Source organism: Bradyrhizobium sp. BRP20, from assembly GCF_020194215.1.
Classification (GTDB): Bacteria; Pseudomonadota; Alphaproteobacteria; order Rhizobiales; family Xanthobacteraceae; genus Bradyrhizobium; species Bradyrhizobium yuanmingense.
This window is the reverse complement of the sequence record NZ_JADYVY010000001.1, coordinates 513,978-539,451: the sequence shown is the minus strand read 5'-3', so window position 1 is coordinate 539,451 and position 25,474 is coordinate 513,978. Positions and strand designations below refer to the sequence as shown.

Here is a 25,474-nt window from a genome sequence, read left to right as displayed (position 1 = left end):
CTCCATTCCAGGGCTCCTCTCCATGACATTCAGATTCGTCGCTCTCACCGTCATTCTGGCTGCGCTGATCGGTGCGCCTTCCGCCCATGCGCAGAGCGCCGACGGGACCTGGCTCACGCAGGCGGGCGATGCACGCGTCAAGATCAGCAAATGCGGCGGCGGCATCTGCGGCCACATCGTCTGGCTGCGCGAGCCCATGGACAGCGCGACCGGCCAGCCCGCCACCGACAGCAAGAATCCCAATCCCGCGCTCGCCAGGCGCCCGATGATCGGCCTGCCATTGTTCAGCGGCATGGAGCCGACGGGACCGAACAAATGGTCGGGCCAGATCTACAATGCGGACGACGGCAGCACCTATGCGAGCAACATCAGCCTGACTGGCGCGGACGCGCTGCGGGTCGAAGGCTGCGTCGGCGCGCTCTGCGGCGGTGAGACCTGGACGCGCGCGGGGCGCTAACCCGCTGCCATCATCGCCTTCAACGCCGTCGCCGCCGAGGCATAGCCGCCGCGCGCGCCGTCGATGAAATGGACGTGATCGCTGCGCAGCGCCGACGGCGCGAAGCAGGTCATCATCGCAGCGTCCTGCTGGTAGAGGCCGTAGCGCACGATGCCCTCGCGCGCGGCGGCTTTGAGACGATCGTTCAAGGCGCGCTCGAGCTGCGGCGTGCAGTCCAGAATCATGCGCAGGCCGTCGTCGTATTTACGGAAGTCCGAGTTCTCGACCACTTGGCGCTTGTAGAGGCTGGGCACGAAACCGCCGATCTTGATGTCGAAGCGCATGATGAAATAAGCGAACAGCGTATAGGCCAGTACGCTGGCTCTGCGCGCGAGCAGCGGCCCCCCGCGCCTGGTTCGGGCCTCGAATTCCACGCCCTGCGGCGGCCATTTCAACGGGGGCCCCTGCGGCGGCACCGGCCGGCCACCCTCCGGGCTGCGCTCGACGAGATGAATGATGTCCTCGATCACTTTGCGGAAGGCCTGCGGATCGACGCCGCGCGCCGGCATCACCAGCACCGACAGGATCAGGCCGCGCGCCGCCGGCATCACCTCGAAACGACACGACAGGCCGGAGAGGTCCGGCTGCGTGCCGCCAGGCGCCTCCTCGACGGCAAACTCGCCGCGCTTCATCGCGGCGTCGGCCCAGGCGAGCCCGCCGCCCGAAAACATCGCATAGGACAGGTTGGCCGACGGCCCGAACCGGGCGACGCGCACATCGAGGCCCTGTGCGCGAATGACGCTGACCGGCACCAAGGCGACGCGCAGGGTCAAATCGAGGTCTTCGCGCACCCAGGTTGCGGTCGCAGCCAGCGCCTGGCGGGCAAGCTCGACGTCATCTGGCGCCACCGCGAAGCTGGCGCCGTCGCCGCCGAACACGAAGGGAAATTCCCGCCCCTGCAGCGCATTGGTCACCGCCGCGATCACGGCGGCACCGGCCATGTTCACGGCCTTGTAGCGCTGCGCCGCGATCGCCTTGGTCGAATCGACGATATCGGCAACACCGATGCTCCAGTCGTCCGGCAGCGGCGCATAAAGCGCAGGATCCATCAGGCTGGTGAAGCCTCGGAAGACGGGAATGCCGCCATAGAAGGACTCGCCTGAGCTCATCGGGATTGCCGGACTGTTGGAATGCGAAGCAAGATACGTGGCAGGATCGATCCGGGTTCGCTGCTCGCGCCCCCTTTCGATCATTGGCCGAAAGTGGCCCGGACAACAAGATGCGGCCGCCTTGCAATGCCTCGGCGGGATCATTGATCGGCATCAAACGGCCATCCGGGGAGAGCGGCTATCGTCGGTCGGCTCCAAGGGGTTGCATGGGAAAATCGAGGTGTCCGACTTCAGCAGCAAGGACTCCACCTCTCCGGTCCGCCGGCGCACGGGTGTCGACCCGATCAGCGCGGTGAAGATGCCGGAAAGATTGACGGAGGCGGTCGATGCCTGGGCTGAAGCTCACCGCCTGACCCGCTCGAATGCGATCTGCAAGCTGATCGAGCTGGGGCTGAAGTTGGCACTCCCCGTCTCCGCGCCCGCGCACCCGGTCGTATCGGACGCGACCAAGATCGAAGAGATCGCAGTGCATGAGATCGAGTTACTGCTCGATCCGGCATTGCCGCCAGATGAGCGCGAGCGCCGCATTCGCCGCCTCACCGAAGGGCCGCCGGAATTTTCACACGAACGATTCGACCTGCCGAAGCAGCGGCCGTGAGCGGCTAGTGCAGCTTCTCGTCCTGACGCTTGCGCAGCTGGGATGCAGGGACGTCGTGGCAGCCGATCAGGCGCACGAATTGCTGCGGATACGCCTCGTGGCCGTGATCGCCGGAATTCTGATGCGACATCGGCGGGCAGCGGACCTCATCCGACTTCACACGCACCGGCTCTTTCAGGGCCCGGCTTGAAGCGGTCATGTCTGAAGTGGCCATCGACTGCTCCCCTTCGTTTAGGGCAGATCGATTGACGTAAACCAATCGATTGCGGGGCATCTTACGACCAAATCCGGCTGGCTGTCATTGCGCACGATCAACGCAATTGTGGCAGCCGGGTTCCGTCTACGCCGTGTTCCCGGCATCGATGGTGAACACGGTGCCGGTGACGTTGCGGCCGCCTTCGCCCAAAAGGTATTCCACCATGCGCGCGACGTCATCCGTCTCCGGCAGCCGGCGCAGCGCGCTGCGGCCCGCAATGCGCTTGCGGCCTTCCTCAGACAGATTGTGGGTGAGCTCGGTGTCGATGAAGCCCGGCGCGATCGCGTTCACGGTGATGCCGAGCTTGCCGACCTCACGGGCCAGCGAGCGGGTGAAGCCGGTCGCGGCGGCCTTGGTCGCGCCGTAGACGGAGAGGCCGTTATAGCCTGTCGTCGCGATGATCGAGGAGATGTTGATGATGCGGCCGGCGCCGTCGGCCATCATCTGGCGCGCCACATATTTGGTGAGGATGATCGGCGACAGCACGTTGAGCTGCACCAGCGCTTCGATCTCGGAATTGTGCATGGTGGCCAGCAGGCCTTCGGTGCCGAGACCGGCATTGTTGACGAGGCCGTAGATCGGGCCGAATTCGTCGCGCACGAGCTTTGCGAAGGCCGGGATTGCATCGATCACGGCAAGATCGCAGGCACGGAAATGCAGGCGCCCGTCGGCGGCTGCGATGGCCGCCTTGAGCTCTTCGCTTTCGCGCCGCGCCGCCGCGATGACGTTGAAGCCGGCCGCGACAAGGCGCTTGCCGATCGCAAGCCCGATGCCGCGGCTGCCGCCGGTGACGAGAACATTATGCATCGGTGCGCGCCAGTTTTCCGGCCGGGGTGACGTCGAGCGCCTCGACGAAGCGGAGGACCGCCGGCACCTTGTGGGATGCGAGCTGGGCGCGGCACAGATCCAGGATTTGGTCGCGGATCTCTTTCGCGCGCGCCGGATCGGTGCCCTCGGTGAGGATCACGTCCGCGACGACGATGCCGCCGGTGATCGGGCTCTTGCGCGACTTCGCGCGCGACATCCGCACATCCGGATGGCGGTTGATCACCGCCTCGATCTCCTCGGGGTGGACCTTCAGCCCGCCGATATTGATGATGCCGCCGCGCCGGCCGACGAAATAATAGCGGTTGCCGCGCAGCTCGACGATGTCGCCGCTGTCGACAAAGCCGTCGTCGTCGGTGAGCGCGGAGGCGTTGCGGCCGATATAGGCATGAGCCGTGCGCGTCGAGCGGATGCGCAGCGAGCCGTCGACGACTTTCATCTCGACGCCGTTGCGGTTGCCGAGATAGTCGGCCGGAAAGCCTTCCAGCCCGTCATTGACGGCGAACCCGACGCCGGCCTCGGTCGAGGCATAGGCATGGCCGACGGACGCATGGGGGAATGCCGCCTTCAGGCCGTCGAGCACGGCTTGGTCGGCGATCTCGCCGGAGAGACGGACGTAAGCCGGGGCGAACTGGGCGGCCGAGCCGCTCATCAGGAGCTTGCGCCAATGCGAAGGCGTGCCGGAGATATGCGAGACACCGCGCGCCTTCAGCCGCGCGACGTGATCGGCGAGCGCCTCATGGGGATCGGACAGCACCAACGAGCCGCCGGAGAGGATGGCACGGAGAAAGATTTGCAGGCCGCCATAGCGGCGGATGTCGTAGAACGTTGCCCAGACCGGTGCAGGTCCGCGCGATGGGCCTTCGGCGACGATCGCGCCGGTCAGCGCTTCCAGCGTATGGCCGGCGATCTTTGGCACCCCCGAGGTGCCCGAGGTGAGCATCAGCCATTCGGTGCCGCGCGCGGTCTTGGCCGGCGCGGCGGCTTGCGGCGGCAATTGCGCGGTGACGACCAGCGGCACGCCGGACGCCGCCCAGAGTTCGGGCTCGTCGGTGACGACGGCATCGATCCCGGCATCCGCGATCAAGGCGTCGAGATGCGCCGGGTTGAGGTCCGGCGGACACAACAGCATGCGGCGGGCGATGCCGTCGAGCTCGATCATGGCAAGGCCGGACCGGAGCTGGTCCGACAGCTTGAGCAGCACGGCACGGCCAGAGAGCTCGTGCAGCCGCCCGCCCAGAACAGTGTGCGACAGGATGCCCGTCAGCGATACGACATCATGCGCATCGGAGATGGTGCGGCCTTTCAGCTCCGCGCCAAGATGGTCGCGAAGTGCAAAGATCTCACGCGGGGACATTTTCGTAGGCCCGCACGAAATCGCCCACCGTGGCGGGGAACGCTGCGTCCTCGGAAATGGTGAAGGGATCGACGCCGGTCTCGTCCTCGAGGCGGGCGACCAGGATGGCGAAGGCGAGCGAGTCGAAGCCCGTCTCATGCAGGGACAGATCGTCCGAGAGGGCGGGAAGCGTGACGTGCTGCTCCTTGGCGATCTGCTGAATCGCTTCAATGACCTTTGACCTTACCGACATGGCTGGCTCGCTTTGTTATCGATCTCGTTGTTGCGGCGGCTCTTGCTGACCGCCTCCCCATCGCGGTCTGTTTACCCGACAGAAGTAAATGGCTTCTTGGACAATTCAGATAAAATTGGACCTATCTCTCGATTTTGGTTGCCCTACAGCCTGATCGTACCGCCCGAGATGGCCGCATATGTCTCCGCGTCCAGCGCGACGTAGACGCCGGATATCGGGTCGAGCATGAACAGCGGATCGGCGACCGCGGCCGGGTCAAATCCCTCGCGGGCGAGCTCGCCCTTCTTCTGCTTGAAGGTCTCGGTGGCGTCGAGCTCGCGCGAGATACGGATGAAGAGCGGGCGGGCGTAGACCGGCAGGCGTTGCGCGAGATGGGCGGGCAGCGCGCTGATGTCAAAGCCCTCGTTCACGACGATCGCGCTCATCCCGGCCCGGCCGTCGGCGCCGGGAATGCTGACGCCATAGGTGGCGGCATCGACGACGCCAATGAAATCGCGCACGGCATCGTTCACCTCGGAGGTCGCGACATTCTCGCCCTTCCAGCGGAACGTGTCGCCGATACGGTCGACGAAATGGAAAAATCCCTTGTCGTCCATCCGCATCAGATCGCCGGTGCGGAACCAGGCATCGCCCTTGACGAAGACGTCACGCAAGACTTTTTTCTCGGTCTCACCGGCATCGGTGTAGCCCTCGAAGCGCCCACCGCCCTCGTCCGCGGTGCCGATGCGGCCGATGGCTTCGCCGGCCTCGCCGCGGCTGCAGGCGATGCAGAAGCCCTCTTCATTGCGCAGCGGCGCGCCGCTATCGGGGTCAAGCTTGACGAGCCTGGCAGGAAAGCGGTGCGCGAGCAGCGCCGGGACGCGGCCGATCGCACCCGGCTGGCCCTCGACGTTGAACAGCGAGAAATTGCCTTCGGTCGCGGCGTAGAATTCGAGGATGCGCGGAATGGCGAAGCGCGCCTGGAAATCCTCCCAGATATCGCCGCGCAGCCCGTTGCCGCAGGCGAGCCGCAGGCGATGCCGATTCTCGTATTCCGAAGGCGCGGCCTTGAGCAGGTAACGGCAGAGCTCGCCGATATATTGAAACAGCGTGCAGTCGTGCCGGACGATGTCGGACCAGAAATGCGAGGCCGAGAATTTCTCGGCGATCACTACCGAACCGCCGGCGGCCAGAATGCTGCACGGCGCGACGATGCCGCCGACCGAATGGAACAGCGGCAGACAATCGTAGAGCCGATCCTGCGGCGTCGCGCCGGTGAGGCCAGCGAACCAAAACCCCCAATTCAGGATGCGGCGGTGGCTGATGCTGGCCGCTTTCGGCAGGCCGGTGGTGCCGGAGGTGTAGATCAGCAGCGCACGGTCGTCGATGGTGACCTCGCCATGCTCCTCCGGCGATAGCGGGCCGTCGTCGAGAACGGCAAGCGCGACGTCGATCGCACGTTCGCTGCGGCTATCGCCATGCGTCCAGACTTTTGCCGCCGTCTTCAGATGAGGTGCCGCGCTGTCCAGCACCCCCGCTAGCTCATGCGCAACGATGACATGCATCGGCTTCGCGACATCAAGGCAGTGCGCGAGCGATTGCCCGACGAGCTTGGTGTTGATCAGTGCGACCACGCCGCCGACGCGGCTGATGCCGAGCCAGGCCGCGATATAATCGATGCCGTTCGGCATGATCAGCGCAACGGTATCGCCCTTGGACAGGCCGAGCGAGCGCGCCCAGCGGGCGTAGCGATTGATCCTCTTCGAGAGGCCTTCGTAATCGAGGCTTGCCTCGTCCGCCACCAGAGCAACGCGGTTAGGCTGGCGCTGCGCCCAATCGTCGACGACGTCGGCGAACAGGCGGCCCGGCAGCGTTTCGATCCGCGCGGTGAGCTCGATCGCCCTCAACCAGATCTTGGAGGCCGACGGTGCGCGCGCGGCTTTCGGCTGCTCGATGACGCCGGTGGTCATATTGTTCACTCTTTCGGGCGATCTGCGGTTTCCGGCAGTATAGCCCGCGCGCCCTGACCCAGGCGTTAAGAGACAAGGTAAAACCCGGTTAGGGCGCGATTAACGGTCGGCAGCGCGCAGCCAAGGTCGCACCCGCCGGCAGCGCGCCGACGGGTGTGACCAGGTCGAAAGAGCGATGAATGCAGAAGTCCCGGGCTTGGTCCCGTTCGCCTCAGTGCACCTTCTTGGGACGCCGGCGCGGCGGCGGCGACTCGTTGAAGGCGTAATAGGGATTGAGGTCGCAGGTCGCAGCAAGGCCCGAGGCCGTGGCGCGGCACTGCTCCAACGAGGTGAACGAGCAGTCGAAATAGTCACTGCCTCCGCCACCAGGGCCGCCACCGACGTAGCGGTGCATGCAGACGGGATAGGCCGGATCGTATCGCTGCGCGCTGGCATCCGCTGCGCCCAGCAGCGTGAAGACCGCGGTAAGAGTGAGGAATGACAAGCGCATGGGAAATCCTCGAACTGGTGACGTCGCTTCATATGACACAACATCTCGCCGTCCGCGACTGTTCCTGAGACCTGATGACGTCAAGGTGAGTGAGACGCGCAGCGCCAGAGGCGTTGCGCGATGAGCGATATGACAACCTGGCGGTCCGAATGATGCTGCGAGGCAGCGCTAGCCGCCGAGCCCCTGCAACACCAGCCGGTTCAGCCGTGCCGCGAACGCCGCCGGGTCTTCCGGCAATTCGCCGTCCAGGATCTGCGCCTGCTCGAGCAGAAGCAGGCTGATATCGTCGACGACTGTCGAGCCAGCCTGCGCCTTGGTGACCGCGGTGACCAGCGGATGGCGCAAATTGATCTCGAGGATCGGCTTGGTCTTCATGCCGCGGTTCTGCTGCGACAAGATGCGCTCGAGCTCGCGGCTCGGACCCTGGCTGTCGGCGACGAGGCAGGAGGCCGAGCTGGTCAGGCGCGTCGAGACCTTGACGTCGCTGACGCGCTCGCCCAGCGCGGCCTTGATCACCGCAATGGTGGCTGCTTCGTCCGCAGCCGGCTCGTCCTTCTTCGCCTCGTCCTTATCGTCGATACGCGGAATCAAATCGAGATTGAGATCGCCCTGGCTCAGCGACTTCAGCGGCTTGCCTTCGAAATCCGAGGGCATCGAGGTCCAGAACGCGTCGACGGGATCCGACAGCAGCAGCACCTCGATGCCGCGCGCGGTCGCAGCTTCCAGCCGCGGATTGGACTTCAGCCGCTCGATGCTGTCGCCGACGAGATAATAGATCTCGGTCTGGTTCGGTTTGAAATCGGCGATGACCTGCTTCAGCGACCGCTTCTCGCCCGACGTGGTGGTGAAGCGCGACAGTGCGAGCAGCTTTTCGCGCCGCTCGAAATCCTCGTAGATGCCTTCCTTCAGCACCGCGCCGAAGGCGTCCCAGATCTTGGCAAAATTCTCGGGGTCCTTGTCGGCAAGGCTTTCGAGCTCGGACACCACACGCGTCGCCACCGCCTTGCGGATCTGCGCCAGCTGCGGATTGTTCTGGAGCATCTCGCGCGAAATGTTGAGCGGAAGATCCTCGCTGTCGACCACGCCGCGGATGAAGCGCAGGTACCCCGGCAAGAGGTCGGCATCGTCGGTGATGAAGACGCGCCGGACGTAGAGCTTCACGCGGCCCTTGCGGTTCGGCTCGAACAGGTCGAACGGCTTGGTCGAGGGCGCGAACAGCAGCACGGCGTAGGAGTAACGTCCTTCCGCGCGGTAGTGCAGCGTCATCGCGGGATCGTCGAAGGCAGAGGCGATCTGCTGATAGGCCTTCTTGTAATCGTCAGCCGTGAGCTCGGATTTGGAGCGCTGCCACAACGCGCTCGCCGAATTGATCTGGCGCGGCTCGCCGTCTTCGGGCACGAGCTCAATCGGAAACAGGATGTTGTCGGAATAGGCGGTGACGATACGCTCGATCTCGTAGGTCTCGAGATATTTCTTGGAATCGTCCTTCAGGTGCAGGACGATCTCGGTGCCGCGCGTCAGGCGCGCCGCTTCCTCGTCGCTGGCACGGGCGATCTCGAAGCCGGAGCCGCCGGAGGACGTCCAGGTCCACACATCGCTCTCGCCGGCGCGGCGGCTGATCACGACGATCTTCTCGGCGACCATGAAGGCGGAATAGAAACCGACGCCGAACTGGCCGATCAGGCCGAGCCCGTCCTTGGCCTCTTTCAATTTGGATACGAACGCCTTGGTGCCGGAGCGGGCGATGGTGCCGAGATGGTCGATCAGCTCCTGCCGCTCCATGCCGATGCCGTTGTCGGCGATCGTGAGCGTCTTGGCCGTCTTGTTCGGGACGATGCGGATCTTGAGTGCGTCGCCTTCGCCCAGCAGGGCGGGACTGGCGATGGCCTCGTAGCGCAGCTTGTCGCAGGCATCGGAGGCGTTGGAGATGAGCTCGCGGAGGAAGATGTCGGTTTCCGAATAGACGGAGTGCACCATCAGGTGCAGCAGTTCGGAAACTTCGGCCTGGAAAGGCTGCGTATGCACAGCCGTATCTGACGTCGTCATGCGCTTACCCGGTCAAACAAAAGGGAGGGAACCCGGATATAGCGCGAGGCAATGGCGGATCAAGAGGATGTGAAGTCTGGGTCCGCCAAACCACCCCTCGCGGAGAAGGGGGTCAGGTCACGCAGCGGCCGGGCTGGAGCAGCCTTGCGACCTCGGTCAGGGAGCTGACCATCGGCTCACAGGCGATCGTCGGCTTGTTGCGAGGCTTCTTCTGGTTCTGGAGCAGCACCGGCGTCTTGGCATTGCCGGTCTCGATCACGGCGGGGACCCGCAGCAGCACCGACGTATCGGCGAGGTCGTTCAGCCGCATCGAGACGGTACGGGTGGGAACGGCTGCCGGTTTGATCTCTGCAAGCCGGTCTGCCTTGGCGGTGCGGTTGACGTTGTGACCCACCGCGACGGTGGAACCGTGGCTGGGGAGGTCGGCGACCGCCTGCCAGCGGTCTGCGAGATCATGCCCGGAGGCCAGTTGCACGGCACCGAGGGTGGCGACGACCGCAATTGCGCTCAAAAAAACCTTTTGAATCTGTGACATGGCTGCCGATCCCTCGCCCCATGGCGGGCACGGGAACAACGCCGCCGCAGGATCGGGGGTTCTCGACAGCTACGATCACTTAACCGTGTGCGAAAAATGCAGCAGACGGCAAAATATTTCGCGCGCCTTGGAACGACTTTCGCGCACAGGAGTCGTCTCAGCAGCCGGCTATTCCCCCCTGCCCCATAAGCCGGCGACGTAGGGCGCGACTGTGGTGATGCCAGTCGCGCCTTACTTTTATCTGGGGCCTACTTCGCCTTTCCTGCCAGCCACTCCCGGCCCTCGCCATAGAGCTTCTCGACCTCGGGGCCGATCAGGCCCGGCATGTCGCGCTTCACCTTGTAGCCGATCAGCTCCTGCATGTAGGCGAGGTGGCGGTAGCCCTCGGGGAGTGCAGCCAGCGCATCCTGGTCGAGCCGAAGCGTCGCGGCGGGATCGACCTGGTCGATGCGGTCCTTCTCGTAGATGGGCTGGCGGCGGACGATGCCCCATTTGCCGATACCTGATGGGTCGTCCCGCTTCTCCAGGAAATCGTAGAAGCGTCCGGTGCAGACGACGTCGCAGAGCACGTCGTGCACGAGGCCGCGCTGCGAGATGGTCATCTTGGTCTGCGCGATCGCTCGCGCACCCGCAAGATCGATGCTGGTGCCGCCGAGGAAATGCAGGATGCGCACGCCCCTGGCAAAACCCTCCTGGCTGACCCGCATGAAATCCCGGGCCGGCCCCTGAAACCAGGTCGCGGACATCCAGCCTTCTTCGTGCCAAACCGTGGCAAAGCGCTCCCAGTCGCCGGCATCGCGCCACACCGCCCAGTTCTCGACGAGATCGCGGATGGCGAGACGATCGAGGAGTTGCTGGTCCATGGGCACGTCTCCGATTGGCGTGGTCGCACGCGCAGCTGCTACATGAGCTATGGGCGGCGAATTCAGCGCCCGTCAAGCGGGCCGGCGGCATGAAAAAAATCCGGCGTGCCTTGGGCACGCCGGACTTCGCTATTGGGACGGCCGCAGGCGCCTTGTTACGCCGCAGGCGCTTTGGGCGTGCGATTGCGCGAGTTGCGCTGGAAGAACAGGGCCTGGCTCGCCACCGCCGATACCATCGCGGGCTGGAACGGCTTTGAGATCAGGAACGCCGGCTCGGGACGCTCGCCGGTGAGGAAGCGCTCCGGATAGGCGGTGATGAACACCACCGGCACCTCGAAGGTGCGCAGGAGCTCGTTGACGGCGTCCAGGCCGGACGAGCCGTCGGCAAGCTGGATATCGGCAAGGATCAGGCCGGGCCGCTTGTTCTTGGCCAGCGCCACCGCATCGGCATGGGTGCGCGCGACGCCGACGACGTTGTGGCCGAGATTCTTCACCAGGCTCTCGAGGTCCATGGCGATGAAGGTCTCGTCCTCGATGATCAGCACGTCGGTGGCGATCTCGGCGGCCATCTCGCGTCCGGCTGCGTCTGCAAGACGGCGCGTCTCGGCAACATCGGTGCCGAGAATGAAGGCGACTTCCTCTTCCGAAAAGCCCTCGAGCGAGAGCAGCAGGAAGGCTTGGCGCGGCAGCGGGGTGATGTTCGACAGCCGCCGTTCCGGCGGCATCGGCAAGGTCGTCACCTCGGCATCGTCGTTGATCGAGACTGAATTCCAGATCTGGGTGAAGAGCCGGAACAGGCCGGCCCGGGGCCCATGGTTCTCGTCGAGCACCGACGGATCGCCCAGCATGGCTTCCAACATGGCGGCGACATAGGCGTCACCGGAGGCCTGGCTGCCTGTCAGAGCCCGCGCGTACCTGCGCAACAACGGCAAGTGTTCAGCAACTACCTGTGAACGGGACATCCCCACTCCATTCGTCTTTGGGCCAACCTTGAGGTCCAATCCTGAGGTCAGGCATCACGCGGGGGGCCCAGGTTCCCCTGCTGGGCTGTCTACGCCTCACGACAACAAAAGTTCCGCCAAGCTGGGAACTTTTTGGCGCAGCTGGAATTGTGCCTATCCAGGGAACGGCTCCCGGTTGAGAAAACTTCTCGATTTTACAGTCACTTAACTCGGGGAAACGTGGAACAGGTCATGAAAGATCTCAAGTCTCAAGCCAGCAGAAGCACGACCCCCGGCAAGGGAGGCCTGACTCCGGAGATTCAATCCCGGATCGGGCACCAGTTGCGCGCCATGTACGACGATGTCGTGCGACAGGGGGTTCCGGATCGGTTCGCAGAACTGATCAAGAAGCTTGATGCGCCGGGAGCGTCACCCCACGTAGAAAATGAGGGCGGATCCAACGACAACAACAATGGGAGGGATTAATGCCTCTCACGGACTCCCTGCGTAACGACATCTTGGCGGCCGTGCCCAGTCTGCGCGCCTTCGCCATCTCGCTCAGCGGCAATGCGGACCGCGCCGACGATTTGGTCCAGGAGACGCTGCTGCGTGCGCTCGCCAACATCGACTCGTTCCAGCCCGGCTCCAACCTGCCGGCCTGGCTATTCACGATCCTGCGCAATTTGTTCCGGTCGGACTATCGCAAGCGGCGGCGCGAGGTCGAAGATGCCGAGGGCAATTACGCCAAGACGCTGAAGACCCAGCCCTCGCAGAATGCGCACCTCGAATTCGAGGAGTTTCGCACCGCGCTCGACAAGCTTCCGCAGGATCAGCGTGAAGCCTTGATCCTGGTCGGCGCGTCCGGCTTCTCCTATGAGGACGCTGCCTCGATCTGCGGCTGCGCAGTCGGCACCATCAAGAGCCGCGTGAACCGCGCCCGCTCGAAGCTCGCCGCGCTGCTCTATGTCGACGGCGCCGAGGATTTTGGGCCTGACGAGACTGTGCGGGCCGTGATCGGCGGCAGCGGCGGCTGACCGCCGCCGTCAATCGCACCGGAACGAGACGAAGACGGCCGCTTCCACGGCTGTCTTCGCGCGCGCGTCTGACACCGATGCGTCCGGCTCACGTCACGATCACACATCCACGAAGGTTGCGGTCTCGGCCACGCTCGCCCGCGAGGTGCGGTAGCTGTTGACCTTGTGCGCATGGTCCGCATAGCCGAACGAGATGCCGCAGACAACGCGGCGATCATCGGGCAGATCGAAGTGGCGGCGGATCAGGCCGGAATGCCGCGCCAGCGCGGCCTGCGGAATGGTGCCGAGCCCGAGCGCCTGCGCCGCCAGCACGAAGTTGGAGACATAGGCGCCGCAATCGATCGCACCGTAGATGCCGAGCGGCTCGTTGGTGTGGATGATGGCGACATGCGGTGCGCCGAAGAAATTGTAGTTCTCCAGCGCCTGCTTGGCATAGGCCGCCTTGTCGCCGCGGGCGATGCCGAGCGTGTTGTAGAGCTGGAAGCCGCTCTCGCGGCGGCGATCGAGATAGACCCCGACATATTCGCGCGGTGGCGTGAAGTCGTAGTCATCGCCGAGGCCCTTCGAGGCCTCCGCGTAGATCGCCTTGCGAAAGCGCTCCTTGGCCTCGCCGCTGGCGATGATAACCTGCCAGGGCTGGCTGTTGCACCAGGACGCCGTGCGCTGCGCGGTCGCCAGCACATGCTCGATGGTGGCGCGATCGACCTCCTTGGGGAGAAATGCGCGAACGGAGTAGCGCTCGTTGAGGAGCTCTTCGAGCACCCCGATGCGGTCGTTCTGTCTGACTTGTGCGTCCATCACTCAGCTCGCCCTTTTTTCTTTTGGTTGGGCAGAGGCGCCAAGCGCCGTCCCACCACCATACTTACCTCGATGCACCTGCATATGGTAGGCATGCTATGTTTTGCCCACCCTGCACGAGCGGTGACCGTGACGACTACTTGGTCAGCAGGGCATAGGCGCCGGTCCAGCCCTCCGGCGGCGGATCGATCTGGAAATCCTTGATCCGCGCCTCGTAAAGCCTGAACAGCTTCTCCAGCGTGTCGGCGTCCTCGCTCTTGCGGCCGCGCTCGATGGCATCCAGGGCGCCCTGCCAGTCGCGGCTGCGGTAGCAGCCGAGCATCTCGATGGTGATGTTGCGCAGGCGCTGGAACGCGGCCGAATGCATCACGTCCTCGCGGCCGGCGATGGCGTAGATCACTTCCGGCTCGGTCTTGCCCTTGACCATGATGAAGTCGAGCTCGAGGATCGCGAATTTCTCCTTGGCAGCGAGTGCCGTGCGCGAGCCCACGATGATCGGAAATCCGTATGCCTTCGACTGGCCCTCGAGGCGCGAGGCCAGGTTCACGCTGTCGCCGAGCACCGAATAGTTCTTCTTCAGGTCGGACCCCATGTTGCCGACCACGCCGATGCCGGTGTTGAGACCGATGCCAACATTGAGCGGGATATAGACGTGACCGCCGTCGGCGGCCTCCTGCTCGCGCTCCTTGTTGACCTCGTCGATCTGCTCGAGCATCTGGATCGCGGCTTCGCAGGCGTTGATCTCGTGCTCGGCGTCGTCGAGCGGCGCGTTCCAGAACGCCATGATGGCGTCGCCCATGTACTTGTCGATATAGCCCTTGCGGTCGATGATGACGTCGGTCAGCGGCGTCAGGAAGCGGTTCATCAGCTCGATCAGCCCCTGCGGATCGTGCTTGTAGCTCTCGGAGATCGTGGTGAAGCCGCGCACGTCGGAGAACATGATCGTCATCTCGCGTTCCTCGCCGCCGAGCACGAGCTTTTCCGGCGACTGCGCCAGCTGCTCGACCAGCACAGGCGACATGTATTGCGCGAATTGCCCGCGGATCTGCACGCGCTGACGCTGCTCGCGCACGAAGCTCGCAAAGATCAGCGTCAGGTAGACTGCGGTCGTCGACAGCAGCGGATAGGTGAAGTCGATGAGATAGCGGTGCTGCGTGTAGGAGAACCAGGACACGCCGATCAGGATGGCCGCGAAGGCCGCGCCCACCAGCACGAGGCGGACGGGGCCGAGATTCGGCGTGAAGATGATGACGAGCAGGCCGATGATCAGCGCCGCGATCAGCTCGACGCCCAGGGCATAGTTCGGCTGCGAGATCACCGCGCGGCTCAGCACGCCCTCCAGCACCTGGGCATGGATCTCGACACCCGGCATGGCCCGGGACACCGGCGTGGTCTTGATGTCGTTCAAGCCGCCCGCGGAAGTGCCGACCAGCACCAGCTTGCCGGCAAACCTCGTGGGCGGCACCGCATTGTCGAGCACGTCGACCGCGGAGACGTAGATCGAAGGATCCCGGCGGGCATAGTGCACCCATAGCTGACCGTTCTTGTCGGTCGGAACCTCCAAACCCTTGAGGCGGATCGACTTGATGCCCGTCTTATCGGTACGGACCAGCAGGGTCGGCGTGCCCGTGACGACGCGCAGGATCTCGAGGCTGAGTGAGGGCATGATGTTGCCTTGGGCGCGCATGATCATCGGCACGCGGCGGATCAATCCGTCACGCTCGGTCCGGATCGAGAACAGGCCGCGGCCGGCCGCGGCCCTCTCGATGACCGGCACGTTGCGGAGCAAGCCGGGGAATTCGAACAGGAAACGCTCGGCCCCGTCCTCCCCCACCGTTGCAACCCCCGTGAACGGCAGCGACTTGTCGAGCTCGGACAAGACCTCCGGAAGCCCGGTCTCGCCCAGCACGACGTGCGAGCGCTTGATCGCGTCGGCGAGGATCTGATCGTTGCTCGGCAGCTCACGCAGCTTGGCGCGGGTCGCGTCGTCGAGATAGCGCATCTGGCTCGCGACCTGCTCCGGGTTGAGCCGGTCGGCTTCGGAGAAGACCATGTCGAAGCCGATCGCCACCGCGCCGTTCTTGGTGAGGTTCTGGACCATGTCGGCGATGCGCGTGCGCGGCCACGGCCACTGTCCGAGTCTGGTGAGGCTCTTGTCGTCGATATCGACGATGACGACCGGCCGCGCCGCCTTCTCGCGCGGATCGATCAATTGAAACATGTCGAAGGTACGCAGCCGCAATTCCTGGATCGGCGGCGGATCCCACAGGCGCGCGCCCGCGAACAAGACCAGCAGCGCAAGGCAGATCAGTCGCGCAAGGCCGAACTTCTGCGCAAACCACCGCCGCAGGATTTTGAAACGCTTCATGCCAGTCAGACTTCCTGACCCAGATCATGCCGGGCGCACCGATCATGAAGCGTCGGCGTGCGATTGGCTATTCCCCGAGTGCTGAGGATTATGGATTTTTTGCCGCGGTCGAGGTGCAAACCGGAAGCGCCGCCTGCTTCCACTAGCCGACGTGAGTGCCGAAGATGAAATCGCTGGACTGGAGATTCGCGACGGCGACACCCTTGAGCAGGATCGTCTCGTGGCTATCCAGCGTAAGCAACGTGCCGCCATCCTGCGCGGCGGTCGGGGCAAGGTCGTTCAAGGAGCTGATGCCGCTGAACTGCCGCAGGTCGAGCTTGTCGAGGCCGTACTCGAAATCATTCACGGTGTGCTGAACCGAATCCTGCGACGAGGCCGGTGCGAATACGAACTGATCCTTGGCACTGCCGCCGATCAGCGTATCACTCGACTCGGTCGCGAAAATGACGTCCTTACCGGCGGTACCTTGCAGGGTCATGCCCTGGCTCTCGGCTCCTTCGACGAAGATGAAGTTCACGGTGTCCGAGCGGCCCGCCGAATCGGCAACGGTCAGCGTGATCTGATCGGTGGCTGGCAGTCCCGCCTCGGGATCAGCGCCGGTCGGCTCGTAGACGATGCCCGCGCCTTGCGCGAGGGCGGTGTTGATCTGCTCGAGCGTGCCGGTCGTCGGATAAACACTTGCGAGGCTGACGTCCGGATTCGCGGTCGACAGCGTGACCGTGAAAGTGTCCGTCGCAGCGCCGGGATCGGCGTCCATGACGACGAGGTCGGTAATGATCTCGTTGCTGTTCTCGGTGATGTGCTCGACCTGGAAGCTCTCGGTGTTGATGACCGGGCCCGCACCGTCGTCCGCACCGGTCACGTTCACCTTGAGCGTTGCCGTGTCGGTCGCACCATGGATATCCGTGGTCTGGACCGTGAACGTATCGACATACGATCCGTCCGCCAACGCATTGATCGCAGCATCATTCGGAACGTAGCTATAGCTGCCGTTGGAATTGACCGTCAGCGAGCCGTAGAGTCCCGCGACCGTCGTGGCCGCCTGGTGATCTGAATTGAGGACGGCATAGGTCAGCGTCGCCGTCTCACCGCTGTCGGCGTCGGTCCCCGCCAGTTGCCCGGTGAGATTGGAGAAGGTGTCGTCGTCAGCGGTGTCCGTGAGCGGGCCGATGTGGAGATCGGACAGCGTCGGTGCGTCGTTCGTGCCGGTGATGTTGATGGTCACGACCGCGCTAGTGCCAAAGCCCTGAGCATCCGACGGAACGATGGTGTATTGCAGCGATAGCGTCTGACCGGCGGCGAGGAAGTCGAAGGCCTGGCCGGCCGAGTTGAATTGCCAGGTAAACTGGGCGTGGGTCGCCGTGCCGTTGAGAATGTCGCCGGACGGCACGGTCAGATAGTTCAGGAGATCGGCATGCGACAGCCCGCCGACGCTGCCCGTTTGCAACACGTTGTCGAGCTTAACCTGCACCGCATCGACCGATACCGTGACGTGATCGGTCGCGTCGACGTCGGAGACCGCCAGCACGCCATGCGAGAGCTGGCCGCCATTGGTCTCCGTCAGATCGGCAAATGCGCCGCCCGGCCCGGAGGTCCCGCTGGCCCAATCCGCATCACCTTCAATGGCGAGGCTCTTGGTTGGGTTGACCGTGTTGGAGGCCGTGCTCCCGCTGCCGTCGCCAAGCGTATAATAGGCGGCCAGATTGGCCTCGTTGCCGGTGAGCGCGGTGAAGTCGTACGACTGGATTTGCGCCTGCGTGAGTGCGGTGGTCCAGACGCTGACATCGGCGATCGAGCCGGTGAAGCCTTGCGTACCGAAGCCCGGAGCGTACCTGCCGCTCGCCGCTCCGATCATCATGTAGGACGGCTCCTGAGCGCCAGCGATCGCGTTGACGCCGCCACTGTGGGAATAGACGGCGTTGCCATCGACATAAAGCGTGAAGATGCCGTCGTCACGCGTCAAGGCGAGGTTATGCCATTGCCCCGCAGTAAGCGCGAAGCCGGTATCCTGGATCTCGACGCCGCCCTCGAGAATCGCGATCTCCAGCTTGCCGCTGATGACAGTGCCCATGAGGCCGAAACCGGTGGTCGAGGTATTGCCATTGTAGAACAAGACCTGGCTGGCGGAGGCAGCGTCTCCGTTCCAGTTCACCCAGCCGTCCAGCGTCACGTCGTCGGTGGCGACCGTCGGTACGTCGCCGACCGCGATGGTCGCACCGTCGAAGTTCATGTAGTCGGACGTCACATAGGAGACGGTCGGCGCATCGTTGGTGCCGGTGATGGTGACGGTGACGTCTTGCGTGACAGTCGCGTTGTGATTGTCCTTGAAGGTGACGGTGTAGACCTGAGTTATGGTCTGCCCTTCCGCCAGCGACTGCAGCACGGGATCGTTGTTGTCGAGCGTGAAGTGCCAGTCGAGCGTCGCGCCGGTGCTGGTGTCGGCGTTGGATTCGGACACCGCGCCGATGGAGAAGGTGCCGATATTCGTGCTGTCGTCCTCGAATCCCGGCAGAGCCGAACTGACGGACGATGACTTGAACTGCACCTGCGCCGTATGGGTGTCGATCAGGTCAACGTCCTGGATCGCCAGCGTACCGCTGGTCGTCAGCGAGGCGCCGTCATCCTCGGTAACCGCACCCGTTGCCGCCTCGGGATCGCTCGTGATCGTCGGCGCGTCGTTGGCGCCGTTGATCGTGACAGTGACGTCCTGGGAGACCTGCGCACCGTGATCGTCAGTAAAGGTGACGGTGTAGACCTGGGTGATGGTCTGGCCATGCGCCAGCGATTGCAGCACCGCATTGTCGTTGTCGAGGCTGAAGTGCCAGCCCAGCGTCGCGCTGTTGTCGGTATCGGTGTTGAACTCCGCGACCTCGCAATCGATCGTGAAGGTGCCGAGCGGCGCATTACCATCGAAGCCCGGCAGATGCGCGCTCGACGTCGCCGACTTGAATGCGGCCTGCGCGGTGTGGGTATCGATCAGATCGAGATCCTGAATCGCGAGCGTGCCCTCGATCGACAGCGTCGCGCAGGCATCCTCGGTGACGCTGCCCTTTGCAGCGTCTGCATCACTCGTGATGGTCGGCGTGTCATTGGTGCCGGTGATGGTGACCGTGACGTCCCGGGTGACGGTGCCACCGTGATGGTCGTCGACGGTCACGGTGTAGACTTGGGTGATGGTCTGGCCTTCGGCCAGCGACTGCAGCACCGGATCGTTGTCGTTGAGCGTGAAGGTCCAACCCACTGATCCGCGCGTGCTGACACCCGGACTCTCGCTCACCGCGGTCAGCGCGAAGGTCCCGATATGCGAGGTGCCGCTGCCGAAGCCGGGCAGATGCGCGTTCGACGTCGTCGACTTCAGGACGTAACTGGCAGTGTGCGTATCCGTGAGATCGGGGTCGTTGAAGGCGACGGTGCCGTTCGCCGTCAGGGTTGCCGCCGTATCCTCTGTCACTTCTCCGGTGGGCGTCGTCGAGTCCTCGACGATCGTCGGCACGTCGTTGGTGCCCTCGACATTGACGTCCGCACCGTCGATGGACACGGTGATCGGCGTGCTGACGACGCCGCCGTGCCCGTCATCGACCTGCACCACGTAGTTGAGGATCAGCTTCTCGTCCTCGGCCAGGAAGTCGAAGAGATGGTCGGGAACGCTGTAGGTCCAGGTGGCCGTGCCGTTGTTGCTGTTTCCGGCACCCTGAACCACGGTCAGCGGCACTTTGACGGCAGCGATCGCCGCGAGTTGCTCCGGCGTCAGGGACGCAGTGATATCGTTGCCTTCGGCATCGAGATATTTGAACGGCTCGACGGATGAGAGCGCCGCGCTCACGATCGGCCGGTCCGTCAGATCGACGTCGGTGAAGGTGACCGTGCCCGTGATGATGTCCAGCGCCTCGTTGCCGGTCCCGACCTGTTCGATAACGGTGCCGCCTGACGTCGCAACGGTAGGCTTGTCGTTCGTTCCCGTGATCGTGATGGTGATCGGGATGAACCTGGACTCGGGGTTCACCGTGAAATTGGTGTCGACGCGGACCATGTAGGTCAGCGTCAGGGTTTCGCCGGCGGCGAGGAAGTCGAAGACGTGGTCGGGGATCGTGTAGGTCCAGACCGCCGAGCCGTTGTTGTTGTTGGCGGGGTCAGGGACGACGCTGATCTGGATCTGCGTCGCCGCGATGTCCTGCTTCTGGAGCTCCGAGAGGGAGCCGGTGACGTCGTTCTGGCCCGCAGTTTTGTAGACGTAGTTCGGCGCCTCGGCGAGGCTGATGCTCACCGTCGGCCGGTCGCCGAGGTTCTGATCGACGAACCTGATCACGCCGGAAATCGTGTCGGCGCGCGTGTCGCCGGTCGTGTCCGCACGCTCCGTCAACGCGAACGCCGTCTTCACGTTGCCGCTCGCGTCGAAGCTCTGCGCGATCGGCTGGCCGGGAATGCGTACGATGAGCGGCGTGGAGGTGGTGGGCGTCTCCGATCCCTGCGGATTGAGATTGACGAATGTTGCGGTGGCGCTAGGGCCGGACGACGATTTGAGTAACACCTCATAGCCGAACGGCGTGATCGTATCGGTGTAGTTCGTGGTCAGCTTAGTGTTGGTGTTGTTGTCGGTGAACTTCAGCGTGAACACGTCCGTGATCAGCTTCTGCACCTCCGGCGACATCAGTGCATTGGTGATCGAGACGTTGCCGCCGCTGATCTGGATCATCTGGCCGGCCTGGTTGACCGTCGCGATCGGCAGCAGCGTGACCTTGTCGAACAGGATGTAGGAGCCGGTCGTGCCGTTCGGCTCGACCAGCACCTGGAAGCTCGCCTGCGGCTGCGGATCGCCGCCGCCGGCGGGAACGACGAAGTTGATCTGGGTCAGCACCGCCGTGCCGCGGATGCCCATGGTGGCGACCGGCGTGTCGACCTTCATGTCGCCGCGCTTGGCGGTTTCGCCGGCGACGAAGGTGATGGTGCCCGCGACGAGGCTGAGCAGCGAGGAATTGTTCGACCCGTTGGGGTCGTAGACCATCTCGTTCAGCACCATCCGCGCGTTGGAGGACAGGCCGAACACGGTGCCGTCAATGAAGGTGATGCCGAGCGTCGAGTCGGCCCCGGTCGAGACCACGTCGCCCTTCTCGACGTTGTCGCCATTGTTCAGGATGACCGAGACGCCGTTGCGGATCGCGGTCGCGCTTCCCACGAGCTTGGTGACGTGACCGATGACCTGGCCCGCACCGGCACCGGGCGCGGCCTGGGCAACCTGGACATGGCCGGTGAGGGCGTTGACGACGTCGCCGCTGAGGTGGGCGCCGTCGGGCGAAGCGAGCGCGGCGCGCTTGTCGCCCCTGAAATAATCGTGAACGACGAACTCATGACCGTCGTGGGACAGCACAAGGTCGAGCCCGGCACGCTTGAACTCGCCGTTGAAGATCAGATTGGGGTCGGGAACGACGAACGCGCCGTCGGGCACGTGACCGTTCGCCTTTGCGGTAAAAGAATCGATATTTGCCCCGACGGGCGAGCGGGAACCCTGGCCGTCCAAAGAAATCGCGCCGTCAAATTGGCCAGCGTAATTCAACCGGGCACCGTATAAAGGGTTAAAATTTAAGTAAGTATCGACCGCCTAAGCTTGCATAGCATTAGCAAGTCCTTAGCGATACCATCTATTGCTTGTGTGATTTCGCATCACTTGGCCCCGGGAGGCCCCACGGCGTGCCGCCGCGACAGAGGAGTGAAAGTAATTTCTCAAATATTCGTATGTCGAATTCAGCCTGTTTCCACGCATTTCCAGTCATCCAAAGTAACCTGCTGTATAGTTACGAAGCAGATACTTTCATCATCTTTCCTTCGCGAGCTCCCGCAGCATCCTGCGGCAAATACGGAGTTAAATCTGTGACCTATCTAACAGAACCCCATGAAATGGGGGTTGTTAGCCATAGGATCCGGATTCGGCACTGCCACAACCTGTGTCTGCAATTGGCTCCATTTCGCGGCAACGCGACACCTCCTAGCCGGCGAATCGTAAAATTTTACGCAATTTCGGTAGGCCCATTTCAGCCTGTCACCCGGTTTTGGAACCCCTGCCGGGCGCGTTAAGCAGAACAAAACGGCCCGTCTCGCACTATCTCCGCGAAAGCAACAAAGCCCGGCACGTCGAGATCGAGGGGGATCTCGTGAAGCCTGGGAAGGGGATGTCAGATGGAGACCGCTGCTCGCTCGCGCGCCTGGCGCGCAATCCTCGTCATGTGCGGCTTGATCCTGCTCGGATCGGCCGCCGAGCTTCGCGCCGGCACGCTGCTGTCGCCCGGCGCCGGCGTCCTCGTGCGCAAATCCGCCGAACCGTTCGGCGTGTTCGCCTTCGCCATCTCGTCCGGTAGCCTGCAGCAGAGATGGTCCGTGCTGAAGGACAAGCTCGACGACGACATGGTGCAGCTCGCGCTGTGCGACGGCGACCGGGACAATTGCGCTTCACCGGCAGCGCTCGAGCTGCTCGCCATAGTCGACCACGCCCGCGCCCGCGACGGTCGCGCGCGGCTCGGCGAGGTCAACCGCGCCATCAATCTCGCCATCCATGCCGCCAATGATGGCACCGACGACGTCTGGAGCTCGCCGCTTTCGACCTTCGCGCGCGGGACCGGCGATTGCGAGGACTATGCCATCGCCAAGCTGGCCGCGCTGCGGCTGGCGGGAATTGCCTCTGAGGACCTCCGCATCGTCGTGGTGCGAGACGTCAGGGCCGGCGAGGCGCACGCAATTGCCGCGGCAAAGCTCGACGGGCAATGGCTGATGCTGGACAATCGCCGCATGGCGATGGTCAAGGATGACGCGACGCGGAGCTATCAGCCACTGTTCGTGCTCCACCAGTCGGCCGTGCTGAAATATGTCGACGAGCCGGTGCAGGTCTCGATGGCGGCCGCCGAGGCACGTTGATTGTTCGTAGCTGGATAGAGCGCAGCAAAATCCGGGACTCTTACCACTCGCACCGGCCCCGGATTAAGCTTGCACTCCATCCGGGCTACAGACCTTCCACTGCTCGTCCCCACAAACCCATTTCACCGCGCAAGACCAGACGCTAGCATGGGGCCTTCCGTGCGGGGGCGACTTGGAATGCGATTCATCGTGCTGTCTGTGCTTGCGCTGCTGGCATTGCCGGCGGTGCCCGCGTCCGCGCAATCCGACCGCGCGATCGCCGACAGGCTGCCGCTGTTTGCCAGGAACAACTGCCAGCCGATTCGCGACCCCGGCAACCAATTGTTCTGCGGTGATGCCGCGCTTGCCGCCGCCGCCGAGAAGCTGAGCATCGCGATCGAGGAGCGGCTCGCCCGCCTGCCGGATCGCCTGCCCGCTATCGAGGAGAATGCGATCTGGGTCCGCCAACGCAACCTCAGCTGCGGCATCGTCGGCCAGACCGCGATCCGCCCCGACCAATTCGAGACCGTCAAGGCGTGCCTGCTCAAGGTCACCGAGGAGCGCGCCGCGATCGTTCGCGATCCGGATTTCGACTGCCTTGCGGCCAACACTGCTGCGGGCGCGGTGATCTGCGCAGACCCCTCGCTGACGCTTGCCGAAACCGAGCTCAACGGCCAGGTGCTCGGCCTGATCGGCAAATTGGACCCGACTGCGGCACGCTTTGCCTTCGCCGAATATGGACGGTGGACGCGCGAGCGCGACCGCAAATGCAATCTGGTCGGCAAGGAGAACGTGCCGCTGCAGGAGCTGGAATCCGCGGAGGACTGTCTCGCCGACCATTTGAAGCGCAAGACAGATGAAATCCGCGCCGCGAAGGGCGATCCCAAAAAAGTGTTCGGCCGGCAGGTCGCGGCCCGCATTCCCGACGCCGACGCCGTCGAGTTTCTGCGCCGCGCGGATTCATGCGGCCAATTCCTGCGGCAACTTCCTGCGCATCAACCGCGTCTATGCGCTCGACAGCCAGGTGACCGACCAGGAGGCACAGGTCACGGGCGAAATCGAAATGGCCGTGCTCGCTCCCTTCACCGTGTGCAGCAGGATCGCCTCCATCTGCACCGGCACCTGCTGGGACGCCACGACGGGTCGGCCGCAGCAGGGAGCCGGCAACAAGACGCGCCCAGCAGACGTCTTCAACGTCACGCGCCGGCTGAGGGTCCAGCGAACCTTCGCCTTCGTCAAAGCCGCCGACGGCTGGCGCTGCCGGGAAGACGAACTCGCCCCGGTGAATTCGGGCACCGCGGGCGGAGGATCGTAGAGGCCCTTCTCCCTCTCCCCGTTCTTACGGGGAGAGGGTCGGGGTGAGGGGCTGCTTCGGCAAAGACGGTGAGAGACGGACTCGCGGAGAGTCCCCCTCACCCGGAATTTGCTTGCGCAAATTCCGGCCTCTCCCCGCGCGCGGGGAGAGGCGAAGAGCATCAGAACATCAGATTGTCCTTCACCAGCACCCAGCGGCCGCCCTTGACCTGCTGCACCTGGGTGATGGTGTTGGCGAGGTGGTCGGTCTTGGAGAACTTGGTGGGGGGCGAGTTGAAGATGTCGAGGAATTTCTCGCCCGACTCGAGCGCATCGAGCATCTTCTGCCCGGTGAGATCCTTGCCGGCCTTGTTGGCATAGAACGCAAAAGTCATCATGGCATTGTAGCCGATGATGGCTTGCGTGTTGGCGTCGGCGTTGAACATCTTCTTGTAGTTGACGAGCCAATCCTTCACCTTGCCCTTGGCGGTGTCCTCATAAGGAATCTCGAAGCCGCTGGCAGCATAGAGACCCTCGACGGCGTCCTTACCCAGCGCAGGAACCTCCATCACGTTCGTGGGGGTGGCCCCGAGGAAGGTGACGTCCCAGCCGAGCTTCTTGGCTTCGGTCATCGCCCCAATGGTCTCGCGCAGCACGGTGCCGAGCACGACGAGGTCGCAGCCATCTGACTTCATCTTGGCGATCTGCGCGCTGAAATCGGAGGCGCCGCGCTTGTAGCTCGTGATCGAGGCCGGCTGCGCCTTCATGGCAGTGAGCTGCTGATTGAAGCCATCGAGCACGTTCTTACCGTACTCGTCGTCCTGATGCATGATGCAGGGCTTCTTGAAGCCCTTCCACTCGATCATGTATTTCACCGCAGCCCGCGTGCTCTCGACATAGGGCAGCAAATTGTTGAACTTCAGACGCTCCTGCGGCTTGGCCGGATCGAACTTGAAGGTGAATTCGGCCGCCGTCAGCGGGAACAGCTGCAGGACACCGGCATCGAACAGGATGTCTTGCGCGGCGAGCACCGTCGGTGATCCCATCGGCCCCACCATCGCGAAGATCTTGTCGCGCTCGATCAGCTTTTGCGACGCCAGCACGGCCTTCTTCGGATCGTAGCCGCTGTCCTCGACCACCAGCCGGATCTTGCGGCCGTGAATTCCGCCGGCCGCATTGATCTCCTCGGCCGCCATCTTCATGCCGTTCGCGACCGGAACGCCCCACCCCTTGATCGGGCCTGACAGGTCCTGGTGAGTGCCGATGACGATCTCGGTTGCCGAGATGCCCTCGTTGGTGACCTTGGTTTGCGCTGCGGCCGGCAGACAGGTGAGCACCACGGCACCCACAGCAAGGCCGAATGCGCTGAACGATTTCGACATTGACGTCTCCTCTCCTAAAG

At 63.8% G+C, this 25,474-nt stretch carries 20 protein-coding genes and 1 pseudogene; 6 read left to right on the top strand and 15 right to left on the bottom strand.

All coding sequences use genetic code 11. The annotated features are described in order from the left end of the window. Positions 1-22: 22 nt before the first annotated feature. Positions 23-457, top strand: coding sequence for a DUF2147 domain-containing protein (locus tag I6F33_RS02580; protein ID WP_225111620.1), 435 nt, complete (start codon positions 23-25; stop codon positions 455-457). Here I6F33_RS02580 and I6F33_RS02575 read toward each other — a convergent pair. Next, the gene (locus I6F33_RS02575; RefSeq protein ID WP_225140969.1) at positions 454-1,605 is read right to left on the bottom strand and encodes a DUF3095 domain-containing protein; all 1,152 of its coding nucleotides are present in this window, start codon (positions 1,603-1,605) and stop codon (positions 454-456) included. The genes I6F33_RS02580 and I6F33_RS02575 overlap by 4 nt on opposite strands. Positions 1,606-1,642: 37 nt before the next feature. On the opposite strand from I6F33_RS02575, the gene I6F33_RS02570 reads away from it, so the two are divergent. Next, on the top strand, positions 1,643-2,203 hold the full coding sequence (locus I6F33_RS02570) for a hypothetical protein (RefSeq protein WP_346657197.1): 561 nt from the start codon (positions 1,643-1,645) through the stop codon (positions 2,201-2,203). Between the two features lie 4 nt (positions 2,204-2,207). Here I6F33_RS02570 and I6F33_RS02565 read toward each other — a convergent pair whose 3' ends face one another. The 10 genes from I6F33_RS02565 to I6F33_RS02520 all read right to left on the bottom strand — a co-directional run bounded on the left by I6F33_RS02565 (position 2,208) and on the right by I6F33_RS02520 (position 11,718). Next, positions 2,208-2,417: a hypothetical protein gene (locus I6F33_RS02565; protein ID WP_035997682.1), complete on the bottom strand. Its 210-nt coding sequence runs from the start codon at positions 2,415-2,417 to the stop codon at positions 2,208-2,210. Between the two features lie 126 nt (positions 2,418-2,543). Next, entirely contained in the window at positions 2,544-3,266 is a 723-nt protein-coding gene (locus I6F33_RS02560; protein WP_036021322.1) for an SDR family NAD(P)-dependent oxidoreductase, read from the bottom strand. Further along, positions 3,259-4,641: a class I adenylate-forming enzyme family protein gene (locus I6F33_RS02555; RefSeq protein ID WP_036036568.1), complete on the bottom strand. Its 1,383-nt coding sequence runs from the start codon at positions 4,639-4,641 to the stop codon at positions 3,259-3,261. The genes I6F33_RS02560 and I6F33_RS02555 overlap by 8 nt, the downstream gene beginning before the upstream one ends. After that, positions 4,628-4,873, bottom strand: coding sequence for an acyl carrier protein (locus I6F33_RS02550; RefSeq protein ID WP_015688794.1), 246 nt, complete (start codon positions 4,871-4,873; stop codon positions 4,628-4,630). Before I6F33_RS02550 ends, I6F33_RS02555 begins: the two co-directional genes overlap by 14 nt. A 143-nt stretch (positions 4,874-5,016) precedes the next feature. Further along, positions 5,017-6,831, bottom strand: coding sequence for a long-chain-acyl-CoA synthetase (locus tag I6F33_RS02545; RefSeq protein WP_225140968.1), 1,815 nt, complete (start codon positions 6,829-6,831; stop codon positions 5,017-5,019). A 202-nt stretch (positions 6,832-7,033) separates the two neighbouring features. Beyond that, entirely contained in the window at positions 7,034-7,312 is a 279-nt protein-coding gene (locus I6F33_RS02540; RefSeq protein WP_035997672.1) for a DUF3551 domain-containing protein, read from the bottom strand. 168 nt (positions 7,313-7,480) lie between these two features. Beyond that, positions 7,481-9,358, bottom strand: a complete 1,878-nt coding sequence (gene htpG / locus I6F33_RS02535) for a molecular chaperone HtpG (protein ID WP_225140967.1) — start codon at positions 9,356-9,358, stop codon at positions 7,481-7,483. 112 nt (positions 9,359-9,470) lie between these two features. Then, positions 9,471-9,893, bottom strand: a complete 423-nt coding sequence (locus I6F33_RS02530) for a hypothetical protein (RefSeq protein WP_036021311.1) — start codon at positions 9,891-9,893, stop codon at positions 9,471-9,473. A 248-nt stretch (positions 9,894-10,141) separates the two neighbouring features. Then, positions 10,142-10,756: a nuclear transport factor 2 family protein gene (locus I6F33_RS02525; protein ID WP_225140966.1), complete on the bottom strand. Its 615-nt coding sequence runs from the start codon at positions 10,754-10,756 to the stop codon at positions 10,142-10,144. 155 nt (positions 10,757-10,911) lie between these two features. Further along, the gene (locus I6F33_RS02520) at positions 10,912-11,718 is read right to left on the bottom strand and encodes a response regulator (RefSeq protein WP_035997648.1); all 807 of its coding nucleotides are present in this window, start codon (positions 11,716-11,718) and stop codon (positions 10,912-10,914) included. 231 nt (positions 11,719-11,949) lie between these two features. Here I6F33_RS02520 and I6F33_RS02515 point away from each other — a divergent pair, with 231 nt between their 5' ends. Both I6F33_RS02515 and I6F33_RS02510 read left to right on the top strand, forming a co-directional pair. After that, on the top strand, positions 11,950-12,183 hold the full coding sequence (locus tag I6F33_RS02515; RefSeq protein WP_025032292.1) for a NepR family anti-sigma factor: 234 nt from the start codon (positions 11,950-11,952) through the stop codon (positions 12,181-12,183). Continuing rightward, positions 12,183-12,731: a sigma-70 family RNA polymerase sigma factor gene (locus I6F33_RS02510; RefSeq protein WP_018316216.1), complete on the top strand. Its 549-nt coding sequence runs from the start codon at positions 12,183-12,185 to the stop codon at positions 12,729-12,731. Before I6F33_RS02515 ends, I6F33_RS02510 begins: the two co-directional genes overlap by 1 nt. Before the next feature lie 99 nt (positions 12,732-12,830). Here the strand turns inward: I6F33_RS02510 and I6F33_RS02505 are convergent, their stop codons facing one another. The 3 genes from I6F33_RS02505 to I6F33_RS02495 form a co-directional block, all read right to left on the bottom strand. Then, the gene (locus I6F33_RS02505) at positions 12,831-13,529 is read right to left on the bottom strand and encodes a nitroreductase (protein ID WP_035997645.1); all 699 of its coding nucleotides are present in this window, start codon (positions 13,527-13,529) and stop codon (positions 12,831-12,833) included. A gap of 136 nt (positions 13,530-13,665) precedes the next feature. Continuing rightward, on the bottom strand, positions 13,666-15,897 hold the full coding sequence (locus I6F33_RS02500; RefSeq protein ID WP_225140965.1) for a CHASE2 domain-containing protein: 2,232 nt from the start codon (positions 15,895-15,897) through the stop codon (positions 13,666-13,668). A 142-nt stretch (positions 15,898-16,039) separates the two neighbouring features. Next, entirely contained in the window at positions 16,040-21,340 is a 5,301-nt protein-coding gene (locus I6F33_RS02495) for a VCBS domain-containing protein (RefSeq protein WP_225140964.1), read from the bottom strand. A 728-nt stretch (positions 21,341-22,068) separates the two neighbouring features. Between I6F33_RS02495 and I6F33_RS02490 the strand changes: the two genes are divergently transcribed. Together I6F33_RS02490 and I6F33_RS02485 are read left to right on the top strand one after the other, a co-directional pair. Further along, the gene (locus I6F33_RS02490) at positions 22,069-22,800 is read left to right on the top strand and encodes a transglutaminase-like cysteine peptidase (RefSeq protein ID WP_036021290.1); all 732 of its coding nucleotides are present in this window, start codon (positions 22,069-22,071) and stop codon (positions 22,798-22,800) included. A 177-nt stretch (positions 22,801-22,977) separates the two neighbouring features. Then, positions 22,978-24,094: pseudogene (locus I6F33_RS02485) on the top strand (lysozyme inhibitor LprI family protein). Positions 24,095-24,254: 160 nt separating this feature from the next. On the opposite strand, the gene I6F33_RS02480 reads toward I6F33_RS02485, so the two are convergent. Next, complete coding sequence (locus I6F33_RS02480) at positions 24,255-25,454, bottom strand: ABC transporter substrate-binding protein (RefSeq protein ID WP_035997612.1); 1,200 nt, start codon at positions 25,452-25,454, stop codon at positions 24,255-24,257. Positions 25,455-25,474: the final 20 nt, after the last annotated feature.

Excerpts from the sequence above, each read along its gene's own strand:
- I6F33_RS02500 (WP_225140965.1), bottom strand. The coding sequence starts at position 15,897 with ATGAAGCGTTTCAAAATCCTGCGGCGGTGGTTTGCGCAGAAGTTCGGC.
- I6F33_RS02480 (WP_035997612.1), bottom strand. The coding sequence starts at position 25,454 with ATGTCGAAATCGTTCAGCGCATTCGGCCTTGCTGTGGGTGCCGTGGTG.
- I6F33_RS02490 (WP_036021290.1), top strand. The coding sequence starts at position 22,069 with ATGGAGACCGCTGCTCGCTCGCGCGCCTGGCGCGCAATCCTCGTCATG.
- I6F33_RS02555 (WP_036036568.1), bottom strand. The coding sequence starts at position 4,641 with ATGTCCCCGCGTGAGATCTTTGCACTTCGCGACCATCTTGGCGCGGAG.
- I6F33_RS02510 (WP_018316216.1), top strand. The coding sequence starts at position 12,183 with ATGCCTCTCACGGACTCCCTGCGTAACGACATCTTGGCGGCCGTGCCC.
- I6F33_RS02575 (WP_225140969.1), bottom strand. The coding sequence starts at position 1,605 with ATGAGCTCAGGCGAGTCCTTCTATGGCGGCATTCCCGTCTTCCGAGGC.
- I6F33_RS02530 (WP_036021311.1), bottom strand. The coding sequence starts at position 9,893 with ATGTCACAGATTCAAAAGGTTTTTTTGAGCGCAATTGCGGTCGTCGCC.
- I6F33_RS02550 (WP_015688794.1), bottom strand. The coding sequence starts at position 4,873 with ATGTCGGTAAGGTCAAAGGTCATTGAAGCGATTCAGCAGATCGCCAAG.
- I6F33_RS02560 (WP_036021322.1), bottom strand. The coding sequence starts at position 3,266 with ATGCATAATGTTCTCGTCACCGGCGGCAGCCGCGGCATCGGGCTTGCG.
- I6F33_RS02565 (WP_035997682.1), bottom strand. The coding sequence starts at position 2,417 with ATGGCCACTTCAGACATGACCGCTTCAAGCCGGGCCCTGAAAGAGCCG.
- I6F33_RS02540 (WP_035997672.1), bottom strand. The coding sequence starts at position 7,312 with ATGCGCTTGTCATTCCTCACTCTTACCGCGGTCTTCACGCTGCTGGGC.
- I6F33_RS02505 (WP_035997645.1), bottom strand. The coding sequence starts at position 13,529 with ATGGACGCACAAGTCAGACAGAACGACCGCATCGGGGTGCTCGAAGAG.
- I6F33_RS02520 (WP_035997648.1), bottom strand. The coding sequence starts at position 11,718 with ATGTCCCGTTCACAGGTAGTTGCTGAACACTTGCCGTTGTTGCGCAGG.
- I6F33_RS02515 (WP_025032292.1), top strand. The coding sequence starts at position 11,950 with ATGAAAGATCTCAAGTCTCAAGCCAGCAGAAGCACGACCCCCGGCAAG.
- htpG (WP_225140967.1), bottom strand. The coding sequence starts at position 9,358 with ATGACGACGTCAGATACGGCTGTGCATACGCAGCCTTTCCAGGCCGAA.
- I6F33_RS02580 (WP_225111620.1), top strand. The coding sequence starts at position 23 with ATGACATTCAGATTCGTCGCTCTCACCGTCATTCTGGCTGCGCTGATC.
- I6F33_RS02525 (WP_225140966.1), bottom strand. The coding sequence starts at position 10,756 with ATGGACCAGCAACTCCTCGATCGTCTCGCCATCCGCGATCTCGTCGAG.